The organism is Pseudoalteromonas sp. P1-9 (genome assembly GCF_001399975.1).
Lineage (GTDB): Bacteria > Pseudomonadota > Gammaproteobacteria > Enterobacterales > Alteromonadaceae > Pseudoalteromonas.
Genome location: NZ_LKBD01000002.1, coordinates 112311 through 131338 on the forward strand (window position 1 = coordinate 112311; position 19028 = coordinate 131338).

The 19028-nt window shown below is 40.6% G+C and carries 21 protein-coding genes; 15 read left to right on the forward strand and 6 right to left on the reverse strand.

Annotated features, from left to right (window positions below; genetic code table 11):
- Positions 1-9: 9 nt before the first annotated feature.
- The 11 genes from AN214_RS01820 (at position 10) to mgtE (ending at position 8313) form a co-directional block, all read left to right on the forward strand.
- Positions 10-972, forward strand: coding sequence for a KpsF/GutQ family sugar-phosphate isomerase (locus AN214_RS01820; RefSeq protein ID WP_054978168.1), 963 nt, complete (start codon positions 10-12; stop codon positions 970-972).
- Positions 969-1541, forward strand: a complete 573-nt coding sequence (gene kdsC / locus AN214_RS01825; protein WP_054978169.1) for a 3-deoxy-manno-octulosonate-8-phosphatase KdsC — start codon at positions 969-971, stop codon at positions 1539-1541. Before AN214_RS01820 ends, kdsC begins: the two co-directional genes overlap by 4 nt.
- Positions 1541-2092 (forward strand): LPS export ABC transporter periplasmic protein LptC, encoded by a 552-nt coding sequence (gene lptC / locus AN214_RS01830; RefSeq protein ID WP_010561573.1) that lies wholly within the window; start codon positions 1541-1543, stop codon positions 2090-2092. The genes kdsC and lptC overlap by 1 nt, the downstream gene beginning before the upstream one ends.
- A 1-nt stretch (position 2093) precedes the next feature.
- Positions 2094-2612, forward strand: coding sequence for a lipopolysaccharide transport periplasmic protein LptA (gene lptA / locus AN214_RS01835; protein WP_235576700.1), 519 nt, complete (start codon positions 2094-2096; stop codon positions 2610-2612).
- Positions 2609-3334, forward strand: coding sequence for an LPS export ABC transporter ATP-binding protein (lptB, locus tag AN214_RS01840; RefSeq protein WP_010561571.1), 726 nt, complete (start codon positions 2609-2611; stop codon positions 3332-3334). The genes lptA and lptB overlap by 4 nt, the downstream gene beginning before the upstream one ends.
- 78 nt (positions 3335-3412) lie before the next feature.
- Positions 3413-4909, forward strand: coding sequence for an RNA polymerase factor sigma-54 (locus AN214_RS01845; RefSeq protein ID WP_054978171.1), 1497 nt, complete (start codon positions 3413-3415; stop codon positions 4907-4909).
- Positions 4910-4931: 22 nt separating this feature from the next.
- A complete protein-coding gene (gene hpf, locus AN214_RS01850) occupies positions 4932-5219 on the forward strand; it encodes a ribosome hibernation promoting factor (RefSeq protein WP_038638076.1) in 288 nt (95 codons plus the stop codon).
- A gap of 1 nt (position 5220) precedes the next feature.
- Positions 5221-5676, forward strand: a complete 456-nt coding sequence (gene ptsN, locus AN214_RS01855) for a PTS IIA-like nitrogen regulatory protein PtsN (protein ID WP_010561568.1) — start codon at positions 5221-5223, stop codon at positions 5674-5676.
- A 15-nt stretch (positions 5677-5691) separates the two neighbouring features.
- Positions 5692-6540: an RNase adapter RapZ gene (gene rapZ, locus AN214_RS01860; protein ID WP_010561567.1), complete on the forward strand. Its 849-nt coding sequence runs from the start codon at positions 5692-5694 to the stop codon at positions 6538-6540.
- Positions 6541-6555: 15 nt separating this feature from the next.
- A complete protein-coding gene (locus AN214_RS01865) occupies positions 6556-6828 on the forward strand; it encodes an HPr family phosphocarrier protein (RefSeq protein ID WP_054978172.1) in 273 nt (90 codons plus the stop codon).
- A 123-nt stretch (positions 6829-6951) separates the two neighbouring features.
- The gene (gene mgtE, locus AN214_RS01870; RefSeq protein WP_010561565.1) at positions 6952-8313 is read left to right on the forward strand and encodes a magnesium transporter; all 1362 of its coding nucleotides are present in this window, start codon (positions 6952-6954) and stop codon (positions 8311-8313) included.
- Positions 8314-8344: 31 nt separating this feature from the next.
- Here the strand turns inward: mgtE and AN214_RS01875 are convergent, their stop codons facing one another.
- Positions 8345-9244, reverse strand: coding sequence for a bifunctional GNAT family N-acetyltransferase/hotdog fold thioesterase (locus AN214_RS01875; RefSeq protein WP_054978173.1), 900 nt, complete (start codon positions 9242-9244; stop codon positions 8345-8347).
- Positions 9245-9369: 125 nt separating this feature from the next.
- Here AN214_RS01875 and AN214_RS01880 point away from each other — a divergent pair, with 125 nt between their 5' ends.
- Entirely contained in the window at positions 9370-10035 is a 666-nt protein-coding gene (locus tag AN214_RS01880; RefSeq protein WP_082428459.1) for a hypothetical protein, read from the forward strand.
- On the opposite strand, the gene dtd is transcribed toward AN214_RS01880, so the two are convergent.
- Entirely contained in the window at positions 10024-10461 is a 438-nt protein-coding gene (gene dtd, locus AN214_RS01885) for a D-aminoacyl-tRNA deacylase (RefSeq protein WP_054978174.1), read from the reverse strand. The genes AN214_RS01880 and dtd overlap by 12 nt on opposite strands.
- A 1-nt stretch (position 10462) precedes the next feature.
- Positions 10463-11356, reverse strand: a complete 894-nt coding sequence (locus AN214_RS01890; protein ID WP_051320887.1) for a virulence factor BrkB family protein — start codon at positions 11354-11356, stop codon at positions 10463-10465.
- A 76-nt stretch (positions 11357-11432) separates the two neighbouring features.
- Between AN214_RS01890 and AN214_RS01895 the strand changes: the two genes are divergently transcribed.
- Positions 11433-12077 (forward strand): DUF2959 domain-containing protein, encoded by a 645-nt coding sequence (locus AN214_RS01895; RefSeq protein ID WP_054978175.1) that lies wholly within the window; start codon positions 11433-11435, stop codon positions 12075-12077.
- An 89-nt stretch (positions 12078-12166) separates the two neighbouring features.
- Here the strand turns inward: AN214_RS01895 and AN214_RS01900 are convergent, their stop codons facing one another.
- A complete protein-coding gene (locus AN214_RS01900; protein WP_054978176.1) occupies positions 12167-15031 on the reverse strand; it encodes a TonB-dependent siderophore receptor in 2865 nt (954 codons plus the stop codon).
- Positions 15032-15444: 413 nt separating this feature from the next.
- A complete protein-coding gene (locus tag AN214_RS01905) occupies positions 15445-15678 on the reverse strand; it encodes a hypothetical protein (protein WP_010561556.1) in 234 nt (77 codons plus the stop codon).
- A 165-nt stretch (positions 15679-15843) separates the two neighbouring features.
- On the opposite strand from AN214_RS01905, the gene AN214_RS01910 reads away from it, so the two are divergent.
- Positions 15844-17199, forward strand: a complete 1356-nt coding sequence (locus AN214_RS01910; RefSeq protein ID WP_054978278.1) for an MBL fold metallo-hydrolase RNA specificity domain-containing protein — start codon at positions 15844-15846, stop codon at positions 17197-17199.
- The gene (locus AN214_RS01915) at positions 17196-17945 is read left to right on the forward strand and encodes an AraC family transcriptional regulator (protein ID WP_054978177.1); all 750 of its coding nucleotides are present in this window, start codon (positions 17196-17198) and stop codon (positions 17943-17945) included. The genes AN214_RS01910 and AN214_RS01915 overlap by 4 nt, the downstream gene beginning before the upstream one ends.
- Here the strand turns inward: AN214_RS01915 and AN214_RS01920 are convergent.
- Positions 17913-18962: an NAD(P)/FAD-dependent oxidoreductase gene (locus AN214_RS01920; RefSeq protein WP_054978178.1), complete on the reverse strand. Its 1050-nt coding sequence runs from the start codon at positions 18960-18962 to the stop codon at positions 17913-17915. The two genes, AN214_RS01915 and AN214_RS01920, sit on opposite strands and share 33 nt — an antisense overlap.
- Positions 18963-19028: the final 66 nt, after the last annotated feature.

Here is a 19028-nt window from a genome sequence, read left to right on the forward strand (position 1 = left end):
GGCAAAGTCATGAACTTTATTGCTCGCGGTAAACGCGTTTTAGAAATCGAAAAAAATGCCATTGAGCAACTCGCTCAATATATTAACGATGACTTTAGCAATGCGTGTCAGTTGATGTATGACTGCAAAGGCCGTGTTATTGTCATTGGTATGGGAAAATCAGGCCATATCGGTAATAAAATAGCGGCGACGCTTGCAAGCACAGGCACCCCAGCTTTTTTTGTCCACCCAGGCGAAGCAAGTCACGGCGACTTAGGCATGATCACACAAGATGATGTGCTATTGATGATCTCTAATTCAGGTGAAACCGCAGAAGTGATTAACCTGATCCCCGTTATTAAACGCATTGGTGCAAAAATCGTGGGTATGAGTGGCAAACAACACTCAACTCTTGCACAACAATCAGATGTACACATCTCTATTGCCATTTCCGAAGAAGCCTGCCCTTTAGGACTCGCACCAACAGCAAGTACCACTGCAACCTTAGCAATGGGTGATGCAATTGCTGTTGCACTACTTGAAGAAAAAGGCTTTACCGCCGATGATTTTGCTTTATCACACCCTGGCGGCAGTTTAGGAAAGCGCCTATTGTTGATGCTTAAAGATGTTATGCATCAAGGCGAAGCATTACCTGTGGTCGCCGAAAACACAACGGTTAAAAACGCTCTGTTAGAAATGACAGCTAAAGGGCTTGGTATGACAGCCGTTGTCGACAATAACGGATTGCTTTCAGGTATTTTTACCGATGGTGACCTGCGCCGAATTTTAGAACAACGCATTGATATTCACGCTACAGCTATTTCAGAAGTGATGACTAAACAGTGCACAACAGCAAATGAATCGATGCTTGCTGCTGAAGCCTTAAACATAATGGAACAAAAGAAAATAAACGGTTTGCTTGTAGTTGACCAGCAACAACAGCCAATTGGCGCACTTAATATGCAGGATTTACTTAAGGCAGGTGTTTTATGAGTTTAACTGCCTCACAGCAGCTTTTTAACGAATTATATGCACAAACCAGCGCTGACGTATTTGCAAAAGCAAGCAAGATTAAACTGTTGATTTGTGATATCGATGGCGTATTTTCTGATGGTCGCATTTACCTTGGTAATGATGGCGAAGAACTAAAAGCATTTCATACTAAAGATGGTTTTGGTATTAAGTCGCTTATCAATAGTGGCGTACAGGTTGCGGTAATTACCGGGCGCAACTCAAAGATTGTGGAAAACCGCATGGAAAGCCTTACTGTTCAGCATATCTATCAAGGGCAAGAAGATAAAATAGTCGCTTTTAATAACTTAAAACACGCGTTATCACTTGATAACGAAAACATTGCTTATATTGGCGACGATAGTCCTGATTTACCCGTAATGGAATTAGTTGGCTTTGCTGTCGCAACCAATGATGCTCACCCTCTGGTAAAGCGCATCGCTGATTATAAAACTACCATGCTAGGCGGTTTTGGCGCAGTAAGAGAACTGACCGATTTAATTATGCTGAGCCAAAACAAAAAACTTAGCCACGCAGGCAGTAGCAGCTAATGTCGGCGCGTATTGCACTTACTATACTTTTCACCATTGCTATGGTTTGGCTTTGGCTGCCTTACTTCTTTACTCCTAAAGAACCAAAGCCGATTGTTGAAAACGTTGCCAGTATTCCTGATTACATTGCAACCGACTTAAAACAAACCAACTTTAATGAATCTGGTACTGTTAGCCATAAAGTGATGGCGCGAAAAATGTCGATGTATCAAGATTTAGGGTTTACCCACTTTGAAAAACCGCAATTTACTATTTTTTCAGAGCAAGGTGTGTGGCAGCTCACAGCCGATGAGGCCACGCTCTACAATAACGAAAAGCTTATTTTGGAACAAAACGTTATTGCCAAAAGTCTAACGCCAAATATCATGCTCAATACAATTGAAGCGGCAAGTGTAGAATATTTAATTAATAGCAAACTAATGACTTCTCAATCCGAAGTAAAAATGACAGGTCCGGGACTTGAAATTAAAGGACAAGGCCTCAATGCTAATTTAGAAGAGCAAGTTATTAAGTTAATAAACCATACAAAGACCACTTATTATGACCAATAACATGACGAAATTACTGTCAATCGCTGGACTAGCTTTCACTTTGTGTATCACAAGTGGACACGCTATCGCTGAGCAGATCAAACTTAAGCACCCACTTGAGATTGACGCCGATGAGCAAGCTGCTCGCTTAAAAGAAAATGTCGGTATTTTTCGCCATAATGTACAAATTAAGCATGGCAATATGACCATCACCGCCGATTACCTTGAAGCACATAAACGAGCTGAATTAGGAGATAACCAGCAATTACTTATTGCCAGTGGTGATCCGGTAAAATTTAGTGCTGAACAAGAAGATGGAACAATCATTGTCGCAAGTGCTAAAAAAGTCACTTACGATGTGGCTAAATCATTATTTACAATGTCTGGTGGCGCTAAATTTCAACAAAATGGCGACATGATGTCAGCAGACACTATCATATACGATCGCGCAGCTGAAACGGTGACCTCTAAAAAAGCTGAAAACTCAAATAACCAAGTAAAAACCATCATCAATACGCAAAATGAACAAGGCGGACAATGAGCACATTAATTGCCGAAAAGCTGGCTAAAAGTTACAAATCACGCCAAGTGGTAAAAAATGTTGGTTTAGAAGTGAAAGCTGGCAGCATTGTTGGTTTGCTTGGCCCTAACGGTGCTGGTAAAACTACGACCTTTTACATGATTGTTGGTTTAGTACCGAGCGACAATGGCGTAATTCGCATTGATGATAATGACATTACATTGCAACCAATGCATAGTCGCGCCCGTTTAGGTATTGGCTATTTACCGCAAGAATCATCGATTTTTAGAAAGCTTACCGTGTATCAAAACATCATGGCGATTTTAGAAACACGCAAAGAACTTAATCGTGTGCAACGTGAAGAAGCGCTCGATGATTTATTAGAAGAATTTAACATTGGCCATATTCGAGATTCACAAGGTATGGCATTGTCGGGTGGTGAACGTCGTCGTGTGGAAATTGCGCGGGCATTAGCCGCAAACCCCAAATTTATCCTGTTAGATGAACCTTTTGCTGGTGTTGATCCTATTTCAGTGATAGATATAAAGAAAATAATTGAGCATTTGAAAAATCGCGGTATTGGCGTATTAATAACTGACCACAACGTGCGTGAAACCTTAGATGTATGTGAGAAAGCCTACATTGTTTCTCACGGCGAATTAATCGCATCAGGCACGGCCGAAGACGTTTTAAACAACCAAAAAGTACGCGATGTGTACCTAGGTGAACAATTCAGACTATAGTAATAGTTATAGGCCTTGAATTTGGAATTGAATTGTTAACTAGCGGCTTGAAATCGAAAGAAGGATTAGAATAACTACATGAAGCAATCTTTACAGCTTCGCCTTGGGCAGCAACTAACAATGACTCCACAATTGCAACAGGCTATTCGCCTGCTGCAACTGAGCACGTTAGATTTGCAGCAAGAAATTCAAGAAGCGCTTGACGCCAATCCTTTACTTGAAGAAGACATTGACTACAGTGACGATAAACAAAACAACGAAAACACTGAGTCAAACAAAGACGAATCATTAAACGGCGATGATGTTGAAGCAGCGCCAAGCCAAAGTGAAATTGAATCAAGCGATGCACTTAGCAACGAGAATATCTCTGAAGATTTAGCGATGGATGTGTCGTGGGATGATTATATCAGCGCCGCACCTGTTTCTGTCAGTAACGCCCCAGCTCCTGACAACGATACTGTATATCAAGGCTCTACCAGCGAATCATTGCAAGATTACTTGATGTGGCAATTACGCTTAACGCCGTTCAGCGACACCGACGAGATGATCGCAACCACAATTGTTGAAGCGGTAGACGATTCGGGTTATTTAACACAAAGTAGCGAAGAAATTTTAGAAGCGGTACAGCAATCTGACGACCAAGAACAAATTGAACTAGACGAAGTTGAAGCTGTACTTAAACGCGTTCAACTCTTTGATCCTGTTGGTATTGCTGCCCGTTCGTTACAAGAATGTTTATTGATCCAGCTCAATCAGTACGACAAAAATACCCCTTGGCTAAATGAAACAAAGAGCGTAATCTCAAACCATATGGAACTTTTAGGATTACGTGATTATCGTACAATAATGAAGAAGGCAAAACTCAAAGAGCCTGAGTTAAAAGAAGTCTTAACATTAATACATAGCCTTAATCCAAAGCCAGCTGAAAGCATCATAAAAGAAGAGCCTGAATATGTGGTTCCCGATGTTTCAGTAAAGAAAATAAAAGGACGCTGGCGCGTTGATTTAAACAACGATAGCATGCCAAAGATCCGTGTGAATGAACAATATGCTGCGCTTACTCGCTCAATGAAATCAAGCACTGACAGCCAGTTTATTCGCAACCATTTGCAAGAGGCTAAATGGTTTATTAAAAGCTTAGAAAGTCGCAATGACACTTTATTAAAAGTAGCCAATTGCATTGTTGAACAACAACAGGCATTCTTTGAATATGGTGACGAAGCAATGAAACCTATGGTTTTAAACGACGTTGCCGAAATGGTCGAGATGCATGAATCGACTATCTCGCGTGTAACAACGCAAAAATACATGCATACACCACGTGGCATTTACGAGCTTAAATACTTTTTTTCAAGCCACGTTAGCACGGAAAATGGGGGTGAGTGTTCATCTACCGCGATTCGAGCACTGATCAAAAAGCTAGTTGCGGCGGAGAATCCTGCTAAGCCATTAAGCGATAGCAAGATTACCGATTTACTAGCAGAACAAGGAATTAAAGTGGCGCGACGCACTATCGCAAAATACCGTGAGTCGCTATCCATACCACCGTCTAATCAGCGCAAGAGCCTGATCTAGACCAAATAGAAGGAAAATGCTTATGCAATTAAACTTAACAGGTCGTCACGTAGAAATTACTGATTCTTTAAGAGACTATGTCACTAACAAATTTGCAAAACTAGAGAGGCATTTTGATCACATAAATAACGTGCACGTTATTCTAGATGTTGAAAAGTTATCACAAAAAGCAGAAGCAACGATGCACGTTAATGGCGGTGAACTGTTCGCATCTGAAGCACAACAAGATATGTATGCAGCAATCGATGGCTTGGTCGATAAACTAGACCGTCAAGTAATTAAGCACAAAGAGAAACTTTCTCGCCACTAAAATGAAATTAACCGATATTATTGCTGAGGACTGCGCTAAAACCGCGGTCCTTTTTAATAGCAAAAAAAGACTGTTTGAATTTATTAGCGATCTTGCCCATCAGCAAGCCCCTGATATTACTTCTCAAGAGTTTCTTGAAGCCTTGCTGCAACGCGAAAAACTAGGTAGCACGGGTATTGGTAAAGGCCTCGCCATTCCTCATGGCCGCATTGATGGCCTACAAAATACCATTGGCTTTTTAATTGTAAATCAGTCACCTATTCCGTTTGATGCTATTGACGATAAAGATGTTGATATTTTTATCGTACTGCTCATACCAGAACAAAAGTGCCAGCAACATTTGCAGACTTTAGCCACCATCGCTGATAAACTAAAAGATAAGCAGTTTTGCCGTCAACTACGTCACGCTGAAAATAATCATCAGCTATATCAAATCATTAGTAGTGAGGCGAGTTAACTTAGGGAGATGTAAGTGCAACTTATTTTAGTCAGTGGTCGTTCTGGTTCAGGAAAAACAGTCGCACTCAGAGTATTGGAAGATCTCGGGTATTATGTTGTCGACAATATTCCTGTTAATTTATTGCCTTCGTTGATCCGCTCAGTTTCAGATAAATACGACAAAATTGCAGTGAGTGTTGATGCTCGCAATATGACTAAAGAGCCAGAGGAAATAGAAGAAGTACTCGACTATTTACCTGGTTTTGCAACACCAACCTTATTTTACCTTGATAGCGATGACAGCACGCTAATTAAGCGCTTTTCAGAAACACGCCGCTTGCATCCGTTATCACTGAATAATATCTCCCTTGAAGAAGCCATTGAAGCCGAGAAAAAGCTGCTCGACCCTATCGCCTCGCAAGCAGATATTTTTATCGATACAACAGGCTTAAGTGTTCACCAACTTGCCGATAGCATAAGAGAGAAAGTACTCGGTAAAAAATCAAATCAATTAATTATCACGTTTGAGTCATTCGGTTATAAGCACGGTATTCCAAAGCATGCTGACTATGTTTTTGACGCCCGCTTTTTACCTAACCCGCATTGGGAGCCAGCACTTAAGCCATTAACAGGATTAGACCAACCGGTAATCGACTTCCTTTCTAGCCAGCCTGTGGTTCATAAATTTGCATGGCAAGTACAAACCTTTATTGAAACTTGGTTGCCACATCTAGAGCGGAATAACCGTAGCTATTTAACCGTTGCAATTGGTTGTACTGGCGGTCAGCACCGTTCAGTTTATTTAGCGCAAACACTGGCTGATAGCTTCGCCAAACACCATAAAAACGTAAAAGCCCACCATCGTGAGCAAGTAAACAAATAAGCAAAAGCGACTACTATGTCAGTTGAAAAACGTTTTTTAATCGAAAACAAGTTAGGGCTACATGCTCGCGCTGCAACCCAGCTTGCAAAACTCGCTATGGCATTTGATGCGAAAATTAACTTATCCCAAGGCGGTAAAACGGCTGAAGCTGATAGCGTATTGGGTTTAATGCTATTAGAAAGCTCGCAAGGAAAAGAGGTATTAGTGCGTTGTGAAGGGCCTGACCAAGAGCAAGCATTACTTGCCATAGGCGATTTAATTCAAGCTAAGTTTAACGAAGACGAATAAACAGCTAACTTAGTTAAAACATTTTTCTGCAATAATGCTACAATAAGTTAGACGTAAGTTAACTCTAATAAATCAAAGAGTTGCAATCATTCACTCCAACCTTCAATAAATAATAGGGTGAACATGCCAGAAGCACTAGAACAAGACTACTCACAAACACAACTACATGAGGTTACAAAAGCCCTAAGTAGCGGCATGTTTGTGCATGTTCGACGCATGTTAGCGCATATGCCACCGTGTGATATTGCTTTATTGTTGGAGTCTTCACCGCATAAAAGCCGTACTGTTTTATGGCAATTGGTTGACCCTGATCTGCAAGGTGAAACCTTAGAAGAGCTTTCTGAAGATGTGCGTAACGGCATTATCGCGCAAATGGATCCAGCGCTAATTGCCGCTGCAACGGAAGAAATGGATGATGATGACCTTGCAGAAGTGTTACGTAGCTTACCCGATACCGTATACCAAGAAGTATTGGGCTCAATGGACAAAACAGATCAAGAGCGCGCGACATTTGTTTTATCTTATGAGGAAGAAACTGCAGGTGCTCTAATGAGTACCGATACCATCACGATTCGCCCTGATGTTACGCTTGACGTAGTTTTGCGTTATTTACGCTTAAAAGGCGAATTGCCTGAAGGTACCGATGAGCTTTACGTTGTCGATAAAGAAAACAAGTTTTTAGGCGATATTCAGCTTGCGACATTATTAACAAAAAGTCCGTTACTCACTGTACGTGAAGTTATGGATAATGAATCTGAAGCCATCCCTGTCAGTATGGGTGAGTCTGAAGTTGCCCAATTATTCGAACGTCATAACTGGATTTCTGCCCCGGTTGTCGACGAAGACAGCCAATTACTTGGCCGTATTACCATCGATGACATTGTTGATGTAATTCGTGAAGAAGCTGAACACAGCATGATGAGTATGGCGGGTCTTGATGACGAAGAAGATACCTTCGCTCCCGTTGTAAAAAGTACCAAACGCCGCTCAGTATGGCTTGGCGTAAATTTAATTACCGCAATCCTCGCTGCATTTGTGGCAGGCTTTTTTGAATCGACCTTAGGTATATTACCGATTTTAGCTGTGCTTAACGGCATTGTGCCTTCAATGGGGGGCATTGCCGGTAGCCAAACACTCACCTTAGTTATTCGCGGTATGGCTGTTGGCCACATTAACGATGCCAACCAGCGTTGGTTAATTGGTAAAGAGATAGCGATTGGTATGCTCAATGGCGTGATTTGGGCGGTATTAATAGCTTCGGTAGTAGCGCTTTGGCAGTGGGACTTCACGCTCGGTTTAGTGATTGCCTTTGCGATGTTTATGAATTTATTTGCCGCCGGTTGTGCCGGGGTAACAATTCCACTTATTTTAAAGAAATTAGATATCGACCCAGCACTCGCTGGCGGGGTAATTCTAACAACAGTTACAGATGTAGTAGGTATTTTTGCCTTCCTTGGCACTGCAACCTACTTCCTGTTACCGTGATATAAGCTATTACGCTTATATCACCTTAGTTCTACTTCTTTGGCAGCAAGGTGTACTCACCGACAAATTCAGCAACCAGTTGCTCACCGTCAAAAATTTGCACTGGCACTGTGTAAACTGCTTTTTCACCTAGCTCTAAACTAGAAAGATCGCCAGAGCACTTGTGTAAGTCCACATTGCCGATAGGATCTTGTTTTAGCGGTTTCAGGTATTTAATACTTGCATCAGATAGCACAATTGCAGCGTCGCTTCCTATCTCTTTCAAATGTAAATAAGTTGCTCCCCAACCTGTTAAAGTAGCAAGACTATAAATAGAACCGGCAAACATTGTACCGTGAAGGTTTTGATTAGCACTAAATTCAGCGCTCGTAGTAAATTGCCAATCGGTATAACTCTCAACCTTAATGCCCATGGCATCGCTAATTGGAATATCCTCACGCCACGTATTTTGCAGCACCTTAGTCCATTCAGGGCGACGGAACCAGCCAGGACATGACGGGCATACTTTAACCATTTTCCAGTGTTGAATATCACCGTACATCAAGTGCGCTTTTTCAACAACCACATAACCGTGGCGCTTATAAAAATCGACCGCTCTATCACGAGCAAACAAGAGTAATTCTTTAGCACCTTGCTGCCATGCAAGTTTCTCTAGCTCATGTAATAAGCGGCTACCAAGGTGATGACCGCGATGATCTTTATTCACCGCCATATAACGCACTTGCGCTTGTTCACCGGTATTCCAATGCAAACGCGCAACGCCTAGCACTTGGCCTTGTTCATTTTTAATAAAGCGATGCTCTGCTTCTTGTTCGAACTCATCTTGTTCAGAACCTCGTGGTTGCTGCCAAGGGGCACGCAAAACCTGCCATCTAAGTTGATAATAATCCTGCCAATCTTGACTACTTTGGGGTGTCGTAACTTGTAACATAGCGACTCCTTATAATTTTAATTGGCAACAGATTAACCTAAAAATGCACAATATAAAATCACTCGATGGTAAACACTTTGGTATTAGCCTAAGCTTAATATTGAACGCGTTTACAAGGGCTTAATGTGGTATCTATTGATTTTGTAAATAACGCAAACATGCTTGGCACCCTAGTTTGCTTAAGAAAAACGCCAATAGGTACATGCACTATTAGGCAGCTTGAAGATGTTAGGTGGCTATTAATAGACAATACATTACAGTCAGTGAGCGATTTAACACAACCCCAGCAGTTTTTACTGCCACATTTGCAACAATTAGCAAGCTTATGGCAAACCTTACCTGAGCCCAACAATATATTAGAAGTAGGGTTAGGTGGCGGTGCAATTCGCAATTACCTCAATGCAAGTTACCCGCATTGCAACATTACTACTATTGAGAAAAGCCAAGATATTATCGAGTTATATACGCAGTATTTTGCACCACTGCCACAATCAAATCTCATTGCAGGCGATATTACAACTTATCATTTTTCCCACTCTTACAATTGGGTTGTACTTGATTTATTTAGTAAGCAAGACTGCCCTATTTTTCTTTTTCAACACGAATTTTACCAACGAGTGAAATCGCTGTTTGCTGATGACGCTAATCGGCATTTATTTATTAATTTTATATGTGAAAGCGCGCAACAGTTAAATTCGTTGCGCGCGGTCCTGACGAGTGTATTTAAAGCGGATGTGACAATTTACGCGATTAAGGACTACAACAATAAAATAGTGCACTTACACTTCTAAACGAAACGTCACTGGTCCATCGTTCACTAGGTGCACTTTCATATCGGCACCAAATTGACCTGTTTGCACTGTTGTTAAGCTTTGCTTAGCTTGGCTTACAAAGTATTCGTATAACTCTTCACCGAGCGCTGGTACAGCTGCAGACGAAAAGCTAGGACGCATTCCTTTTTTAGTATCGGCCGCTAGTGTAAATTGCGAAACTACTAACAAATCACCGCCAATATCTTTCAGGCTCAAGTTCATTTTCCCGTCACTATCGGAGAAAATGCGGTAGCCAGATACTTTGTGCAATAGCTTATCGGCTTTTTGCTGATCATCGCCTTTTTCTACTCCTAACAGCAGTAAAATACCGTGACCAATTTCACCAACAACCTCTCCATCAACGACCACTTTGGCTTCACTCACCCGTTGAATTAACCCTTGCATATTATTCTTCCTCTTGCTCAACGATTAACGGCTTCTTCCTCTCGCCGAAGCTCTGTTGTAGTGATACTGTGAATTCGGCACCTAACAATACGACAATCCATGACAGATACACCCAAACAAACAAAATAGGAATGGTCGCTAGCGCACCATAAATCACTTCATAAGATGGGAAGTTGCTTACGTAAGCTGCAAACCCTTTTTTACTGAGCTCAAATAACAAGGCGGCAAACATCGCGCCAGGTAAGGAGGCTTTAATAGGCACTCGAATATTAGGTACTACGGTGTAAATCAGCATAAAACCCGCAGTAGAAATCACGTAAGGTAGCAAGCCAAGTAAAAAGCCGCTAAACCCAGGGATCCCCTCATCGGCATACGCTGCCAAGCTGACAAGGTACGATGTCATACCTAAGCTTGCACCCAATAAAACCGGGCCAAGCGTTAATACCATCCAATAAACCGCAAACGAGATCACAACAGGGCGCTTCTTCTGAGTACGCCAAATACGATTGAGCGTTGCATCCACATTACGAATCAAAAACAGCGCTACAACGATTAAAAAACCGATACCCATTGCCGTCATTTGACTCGCATTACCAGTAAACGCACCTATGTGCTCTTTAATGGTTTCTGAAGACGTTGGCACAAAGTTATTAAAAATAAAATTTTCGATAACAGCTCTAAAGTCTTGAAACACTGGAAACGCAGAAAAAATAGCAAAGACCACAGCGAGCATTGGTACCAATGACAACAAGGTTACATAAGCTAAATAACCAGCATTGACGGTAATTTGGTCATCTAAGCAACGTTTGCCATACCCCTTAAACCAAAAGGCGGCGTAGCGTATTGCTTTACCAAATTGCTGAAACATCTGGGAGTAATCAACTTTATTCTGCATCGTAAGCGCTACTAATAAAAAAATATTGCCATATAATAACAAGATAATGGAAAGCATAAAGAGAATTGAACACACTATGAAAAAATTACTGCTCGCTGTCGCAACCACAAGCTTATTAACCCTTTCTGGCTGTCAAACAGCTTATTACTCTGCAATGGAAAGCGTAGGTGTTCACAAGCGCGACATTCTGATTGACCGTGTAGAAGAAGCAAAAGAGTCGCAGCAAGATTCTCAAGAAGAATTCCAATCAGCCTATGAGCGCTTAACAACATTAATTAATTTTGATGGTGGTGAGCTACAAAAAGTTTACGACCAACTTAATGATGATTATTTGGCGAGTAAAAAATCTGCCGAAGATGTATCGAGTAAAATTAATGCCGTTGAAGACGTAGCCGAAGCACTGTTTGATGAGTGGGAAGAAGAATTAGAACAGTATTCAAACGCTAAACTAAAACGAGATAGCCAAAAGAAACTTTCCGCCACTAAGCGCCAGTTTGACCAACTATTACGTTCAATGCGCCGTTCTGAAAGCAAAATGGAACCCGTTTTAACCGCATTAAACGACAATGTTTTATATCTAAAACATAACCTTAATGCGCAAGCAATTGCCGCAATAAAAGGCGAGTTTTCTACATTAAAACGCGATATTAAAACACTTATGAGCGAAATGAATAAATCCATTGCATATTCAAATAAGTTTATAGCGCAGATGAATAAGTAGATTGCCTATAAACGAAGTACTGATTTTAGTACTTTGCATCAAAACAAAAAAATGCCGCTATATAGCGGCATTTTTATTATTACTTGAGATTAGAACTTGTAGTTCACACCCACTGTGTAAGTACGACCATCTAGATCGAAGAACTCACCATCATCATAGTATGAAGGATGACGAGGTGGTGTTCTATCGAACACATTTAATACACCACCACGAACCTGAAGATCGTCAGTGATGTTATAACGCGCTGTTAGATCCCACTTAATGTAAGAAGGAATATCATTATAGTTGTTATCTTCTGGTGTCCAATCACGATCCACTACAGATGCATGACGGTATACAGACGTAGCAGCTAACGATAGGTCCTCATAACCATAGTTAAGAGTGAAACGACCCTTCCAGCGTGGGCGGTGGATTTCACCTTGGTATTGACGATTATCTTCTTCTTTACCAGTAGTATTTTGCTCACGCTCTTCTAGGTAGGTCGTGATTAGACGGAAATCAAAATCACCGAAACCAGACTCAAAGCCGTAGTTAAGCTCAATATCCGTACCTGAAATTGTACTCGTAGCAGCATTCACAGGAGACTGATAGAAAGCAGTGATTTCTAGTGACGTAGGATCACGCTCAACAAGATTACAGTAAGGGTTATCTAGAGAATCTAGTTCATAACAACCACGTACAATGTTAGCAGCGCTAGGACGTGTAATCATGTCTTCCAGCTCAAACTTCCAGTAATCTAACGTTACACTGAAGCCTTCTAGGTATGCTGGCGTATAAATGAAACCATATGTAATGTCATATGCTGTTTCGTTTGTTAAGTCATCATTACCTACAACGTAACCTGGATGAGTTGTTTGCTTCCAAAGATCAGAAGGCGCCCAACCAACTGGGATTCCAGCTGCACGACAGTTACGCTCAATGTTTGCTTTGTATTCACCAGCATTGTCAATTTGACCTTGTTCACAAGGATCATTGAAGCTCGCGTAAGTTTGACCTGGAGGGCTGTATAGCTCATCGATGTTAGGAGCACGAACTGACTTAGAACGGTTTAAACGGAAACGTAAATCGTCGTTCATTACGTAGTTAAGACTTACTTTCCACGCATCATCAGTACCCGTTGATGAGTAATCCATATAACGATATGCTAATTCTACATATAAGTCTTGTACAAATGGTACATCAGTTAAAACTGGAATAGAGAATTCAGCAGCGGCTTCTTTTACGTCGAACTCACCAAATAATGCGTCTGATTGGTTGTTGAAGATTAAACCTTTACGCATCGCTGGATCAGGAAGAGTTTCAGCACGTTCTTCACGGTATTCAAGTGTAAATGCTGACGCAAGCGGACCCGCAGGTAACTCAAATAAGTCACCACTTACAGTACCACCCACAACCGTTTGCTTGATACTTGCACGGCGAGTTGCATCAGTACCAACATAATCAAGAGCTTCTTGAGATGCTAAGCCTTTACCCCAAATATTTAATGGAGAACAGCCTGCTAATGCGCCGATAACTTCGCCATCAGCATCGCGGTCAGCACACACAATTTGACCATCAACTTCAACTGCATCAAGTGCATTGTTAAAGTTATCAGTTAATAATTCACCAAACCAAGTTGTATCTTGTTGTACATAACCTATTTGAGCATACGCATCGTAGCTCCAGTTATCAGTGATCATACCGTCAAAACCTAATGCGCCACGGGTAGTTTGACGTTTTTGGTCATACTTACGGTGACCAAACATATCGGCTAAGTAATACGCACCGTATGAAGACATATCACGGTCAGCAAAGAACTGCTTTGTTTCATCACTAAAGAATGCGTTATCAGCTCTCATTCCACCTAAGTAGAAGAATGCTGGCGAACTTTCACCAAATGCTGATGTATTTGAATAAAGTAATTCAAATGTCATATTATGGTCATCAGCAAGTTCCATATTTACTTGCGTATTTACATTAATACGCTCAAGTGGCGTACGTACATATTTGTGCTCTAGGAAACTATAACCGTCGCCCTCACCTGTATAGTAGTTAGTATTGCGACTACCTGGTGTGCTACTTGCAGGTAAACGTTCACCTTCTTCAAATGCGCGAATAGAACCATCATCAGCAAAGATGTAGTGCCCATCAGGTGCAAAAAAGTCACCAGTTTTACTGTAGAAACGAAGCGATGTTGAACCTTCTTGATCATAAATAATACGACGTGGAATACCGTCTTCATCATTCACGTTATCAGGATGGTCAATGGCAATTACACCGTTTCGGATAAAGTCACGCTGATCACCGCGAAGCTGCTCATCCTTTGTATAAGAGATGTTTGCAATAAAGCTAATTTTGTCTGCTTCACCACCAAATGTTAATGACGCATAGCTTGACTCACCGCCTTCTTGAGAAGGCTGACGTGTAGATGCGTCAAATTCAACGCCATCAAAAGATTGCTTAGTCACAATGTTCACAACACCTGCAACCGCATCAGAACCATAAACTGCTGATGCACCACCAGTAGTAACCTCAATGCGTTCAATCATTGCTGTTGGGATATTATTTAAATCTACAGCACTTGACGTTGGTGAACCTGAAACAAAACGACGACCGTTTACAAGAACAAGTGTACGGTTTGCACCTAAACCACGAAGGTCGGTATTGTTAAGACCATTAGCAAAAATACTATTGTTAGTAGTTTCTGGAGAAAGACCCGTCGTTGCGGATGGTAAGTCTTGTAATAAATCAGCAACGTTAGTAATACCAGCGTCAGTTAATGTATCACCAGTAATTACAGTAACTGGCGTAGCAGAAAGCTCACCAATACGTTTGATTTTAGAACCTGTAACGGTAATGCGTTCTACTTCTTCAGCTTGGTTGGCTTCTTCAGCAGCTGTTGCAGCAAAACTTGTAACAGCTCCTGCAAATAATGCGCTTTTAACACCCAGCGCTAATAAGTTTAATTTATTCAAAATGAGATTTCCCTGAAGTTTTCTAAATGTTATTCGTGTCAAATTACGTACAAATGTTTCTCTTTGCTTCAAAACGTAAACTGAACACCTCTGTTTTAACACAAAAATTACAAAACATAATAACTGTTCGATAAACAACATTACGCAGAACTTAATACAAATAAATACAGAAAAAACACAAAAGACATAATAAACAACAACTTAATTAAGATTTGGTAGTAAAATTAAATTTACATACAAACCCATCATTTACATTCATTTACACTACATATGGAATTGTTGATGTTACAAGAGGCGGGTGTGTGCGTGCTAAAGGACAAGATCGATAATTTAGAATGGAAAAAACGTACTTTTTAGCAAGGTAACCAAAACGCCACCTTACTAAAATGCAAAAACTTAAACTTTAATTAACATTACCGATATATTTCAACTTTACGAAACTTAGCCGCATCGATTATTGCCCATAAGTGGAAAATACCGCCAATGATTGCTGGAACGACAAAAAACCATAAAGCGTAGCCACCAAATACTACAATCGCAAATATCAGTGCCGCGCCAATACGCCCTTGTACCAACTGCCCAAGACCTGGGAAAAACACGTTACAAATAGCAGCAATTACATTGCCTGCTGATCCTTGTTCTGCCATATAAACCTCTCAAATTTCCAATTTATTTAATTTAAATCAAACTCTATGCCAAATATATATTAATATAACTTTCAGTGTGTTAGCTTGATTTAGGACCTTACTAACAATTCATTATTAGTAAGATTGACTAAAATAGAGCTAATTACACTAAATATGGAGCTTGCCATGAAATTAACATTTATCGGGGCAGCAAGTACAGTTACAGGTTCAAAACACCTACTGGAAGTAGAAAACCTAAAGATCTTAATTGATTGCGGCCTTTACCAAGGCATAAAAAACTATCGCACTCGCAACTGGCAAGCCCTTCCGTTTGATGTAACTAAGTTAGATGCCGTTTTATTAACCCACGCGCATATAGACCATTCGGGTTATATTCCACTTTTATACAAGCAAGGATTTAGAGGCCCTATTTTTTGCTCTCACGAAACACTAAAACTGTGTGAAGTATTACTGCCTGATGCGGGCTTTTTACAAGAAGAAGACGCAAAATATGCAAATAAAAAGCGCTTCTCTAAACACTCTCCAGCTGAACCACTGTATACATTAAATGATGCTAAAAAGTCGTTATCTCTTTTTGTGCCGCTAGATTTTCAACACAATGTTGAAATTTTGCCAAATGTTACAATTAACTTGAAACCAAATGGGCACATTCTCGGCTCTTCAAGTATTGAGTTAAATGCAAAAAGTAAAACGTTGGTGTTCAGCGGTGATGTTGGTAGGCAAGACGACCCAATTATGTATCCGCCAGAGCCGATTTCACCCTGTGATTTACTAGTTGTAGAGGCTACGTATGGTGATAGACGTCATACTGCAACCGACACCAAGCAAATTCTCGCCGATGCGATAAATGATACCTTTAAGCGTGGGGGTATTTTTCTTATGCCCTCTTTTGCCGTTGGCCGTGCACAGTTAATTTTGCATTTAATCGCAGAGCTAAAAAGAGAGCAGCGAATTCCGAATGTACCGGTTTATCTCAATAGCCCGATGGCAATAAAGGTCACAGATCTTTATGAAAAAGCCCACAAGCACCACAAACTAACAAAAGAACAATGCCAAGCCATTGATGACATGACTGAGTTTGTTAAAACGCAAGAAGAGTCGGAAATGCTCAATAGCCGTAATCTACCCTGTATTATTGTGTCAGCAAGCGGCATGGCAAGCGGCGGACGGGTATTACATCACTTAAAAAGTTTATTGCCAGATGATAAACACACAGTCGCATTTTTAGGCTTTCAAGCAGCTGGCACACGCGGTGAAGCCCTTATTAATGGCGCCGAAAGAATAAAAATTCATGGCGAATATATTGATGTAAAAGCAAATGTTCTAAACCTAGATTCACTTTCGGCCCATGGTGATTATCAAGATATTCTAAATTGGTTGCAGCAAGGCGAAGCATTACCAAAGCAAATTTATATTAACCATGGTGAAGTCAGTGCATGTGAGGCAATGCGCTGTCACATTAAGGAGCAGCTTGGAATTGACGCCAAAGTAGCTGAGTATTTGGAACAAGTAGAACTTTGAAAACCCGTTTTTTAGCCTACCAAGGCGTTTATATCGCATTTAATGATAAATTGATGGCAAATGAACATAACCATCAATTTATTCAAATTAACTTATTGTCGCCACAAGCCAGTATTACTGTTGACCAAAAAACGCTTTCCACAAACTGCTTAATAATTGCAAGTAAGGTAAAGCACACTTTAAAAAGTGATAAACCGGTGATCACCATATTGATTGATAATTTTAGTGTGCTTGGTAAAAAGCTAACGCACCTTATTAACTGCCAAAAAAATGAAAACAATGTTTACACCCGCTTTGAACAGGCCAAATCGCAATACCTTTGGCAATATTTTATTGATAAAACAGGCAGCTTTGATTATGCGATGACTGAATTTTTAAATAGTATTTTATGCTACCATACCCAAGCAAAGTCCCCTACGGATCCGCGTATTGCAAAAATACTTAATCACTTAGAGCAGTGTGACAGCGCCCAGCTAAATCTTTCACAATTAGCAAAAATAGTTAATTTATCGCAAAGCCGATTATCACATTTATTTAGTGAACAAATTGGCATGCCATTTAAAAGTTATCAACGCTACTTACGATTCAAACGCTTAATACCATTACTCGCAAATGGCTTTGATTTAACCAAAGCCGCCCATCAAGTAGGGTTTAGTGATGCCGCACACTTAAGTCGCGAATGTAAAAAGTTATTTGGCATACAACCAAAGCTATTAAAAGGAACGCTTACATTCGAGCAAGTCTAATAAATTAAAATCATGCTCAATGCCCATAATCAAGCCCGAACCACGCGAGTTCAGCCAAGGTTGAGACAAGATATATAACCCCGATATGTCGGATACTTTATCAAAAATATCTTTATTGCTAGCTTGTTCCGCTAAACAGCTTTCAAGCCAAGAAAAGTCATTTTTATAGCCTGTAGTAATTATCACCTTATCTATCACTTGCCCTTTAAGTGTTATTGGCTTTTCGCTATTTAACTTATTCAAGTTAAAGCGCTTACAAAGTGTTATTCCAGCCTTAGCTAACTGATGATTACGACTACCAGTTGCAGGAAATGGGTCTTTCTTTCGCATTTTTTTCGCTAACCAATGTTGTTTTTCCAGACGAGTCAGGCCGAGCTTATCTAACCAAAAGAAAATATCTCTACCCAAAAAACGCTGTGGTAAAAAAGTGCGTGCTTTGCCCGTAGATAAAAAGACTTGATTCTTTTTAACCAACATTTTTGCCAGTTGCCGGCCACTGGCACCATCACCAATCACCAACCAGTTTTCGTTTTCACATGTTAAGTGTCGATCACCAATAGATTCTGGCGTAAACACTTTACCGTGATAAAAAGAGTTACTATCCAGCTGATACGAATGAGGAATTTGAAATGCACCAGTACATACAAACAGCATTTTGCTGTGGTAGGTTTCACCATTACTGCAGTTTACTGTGAAGCCATCGGTGTCATTTCGCACATCAACTACTTTACGGCCAAATCTAATATCTAACGAAAGTGCAGCAGCATATTGTTCAAGATATTCAACAAATTCCTGTTTTGACGGGTACTCACTTGCGTTGCCTGATATATTCAACCCTGGCAACTGACTATAGCGCCGAGAAGTAAACAAAGTTAACCCTTCATAACGATTTCGCCACGCACTACCTACAGCATTTGATGCTTCTAAAATAACCACTTTGTGATAGCCCTTTTGCCTCAATAAGTAGGCGGTTGCTAAACCAGCATGGCCTGCACCAACAATAATTGCTTGTTTCATGACTACTCCAACTGAAAACTCTCAGCTAGAATAAAGGTACAGCAAAACTAAAAATTGAATTTAAAC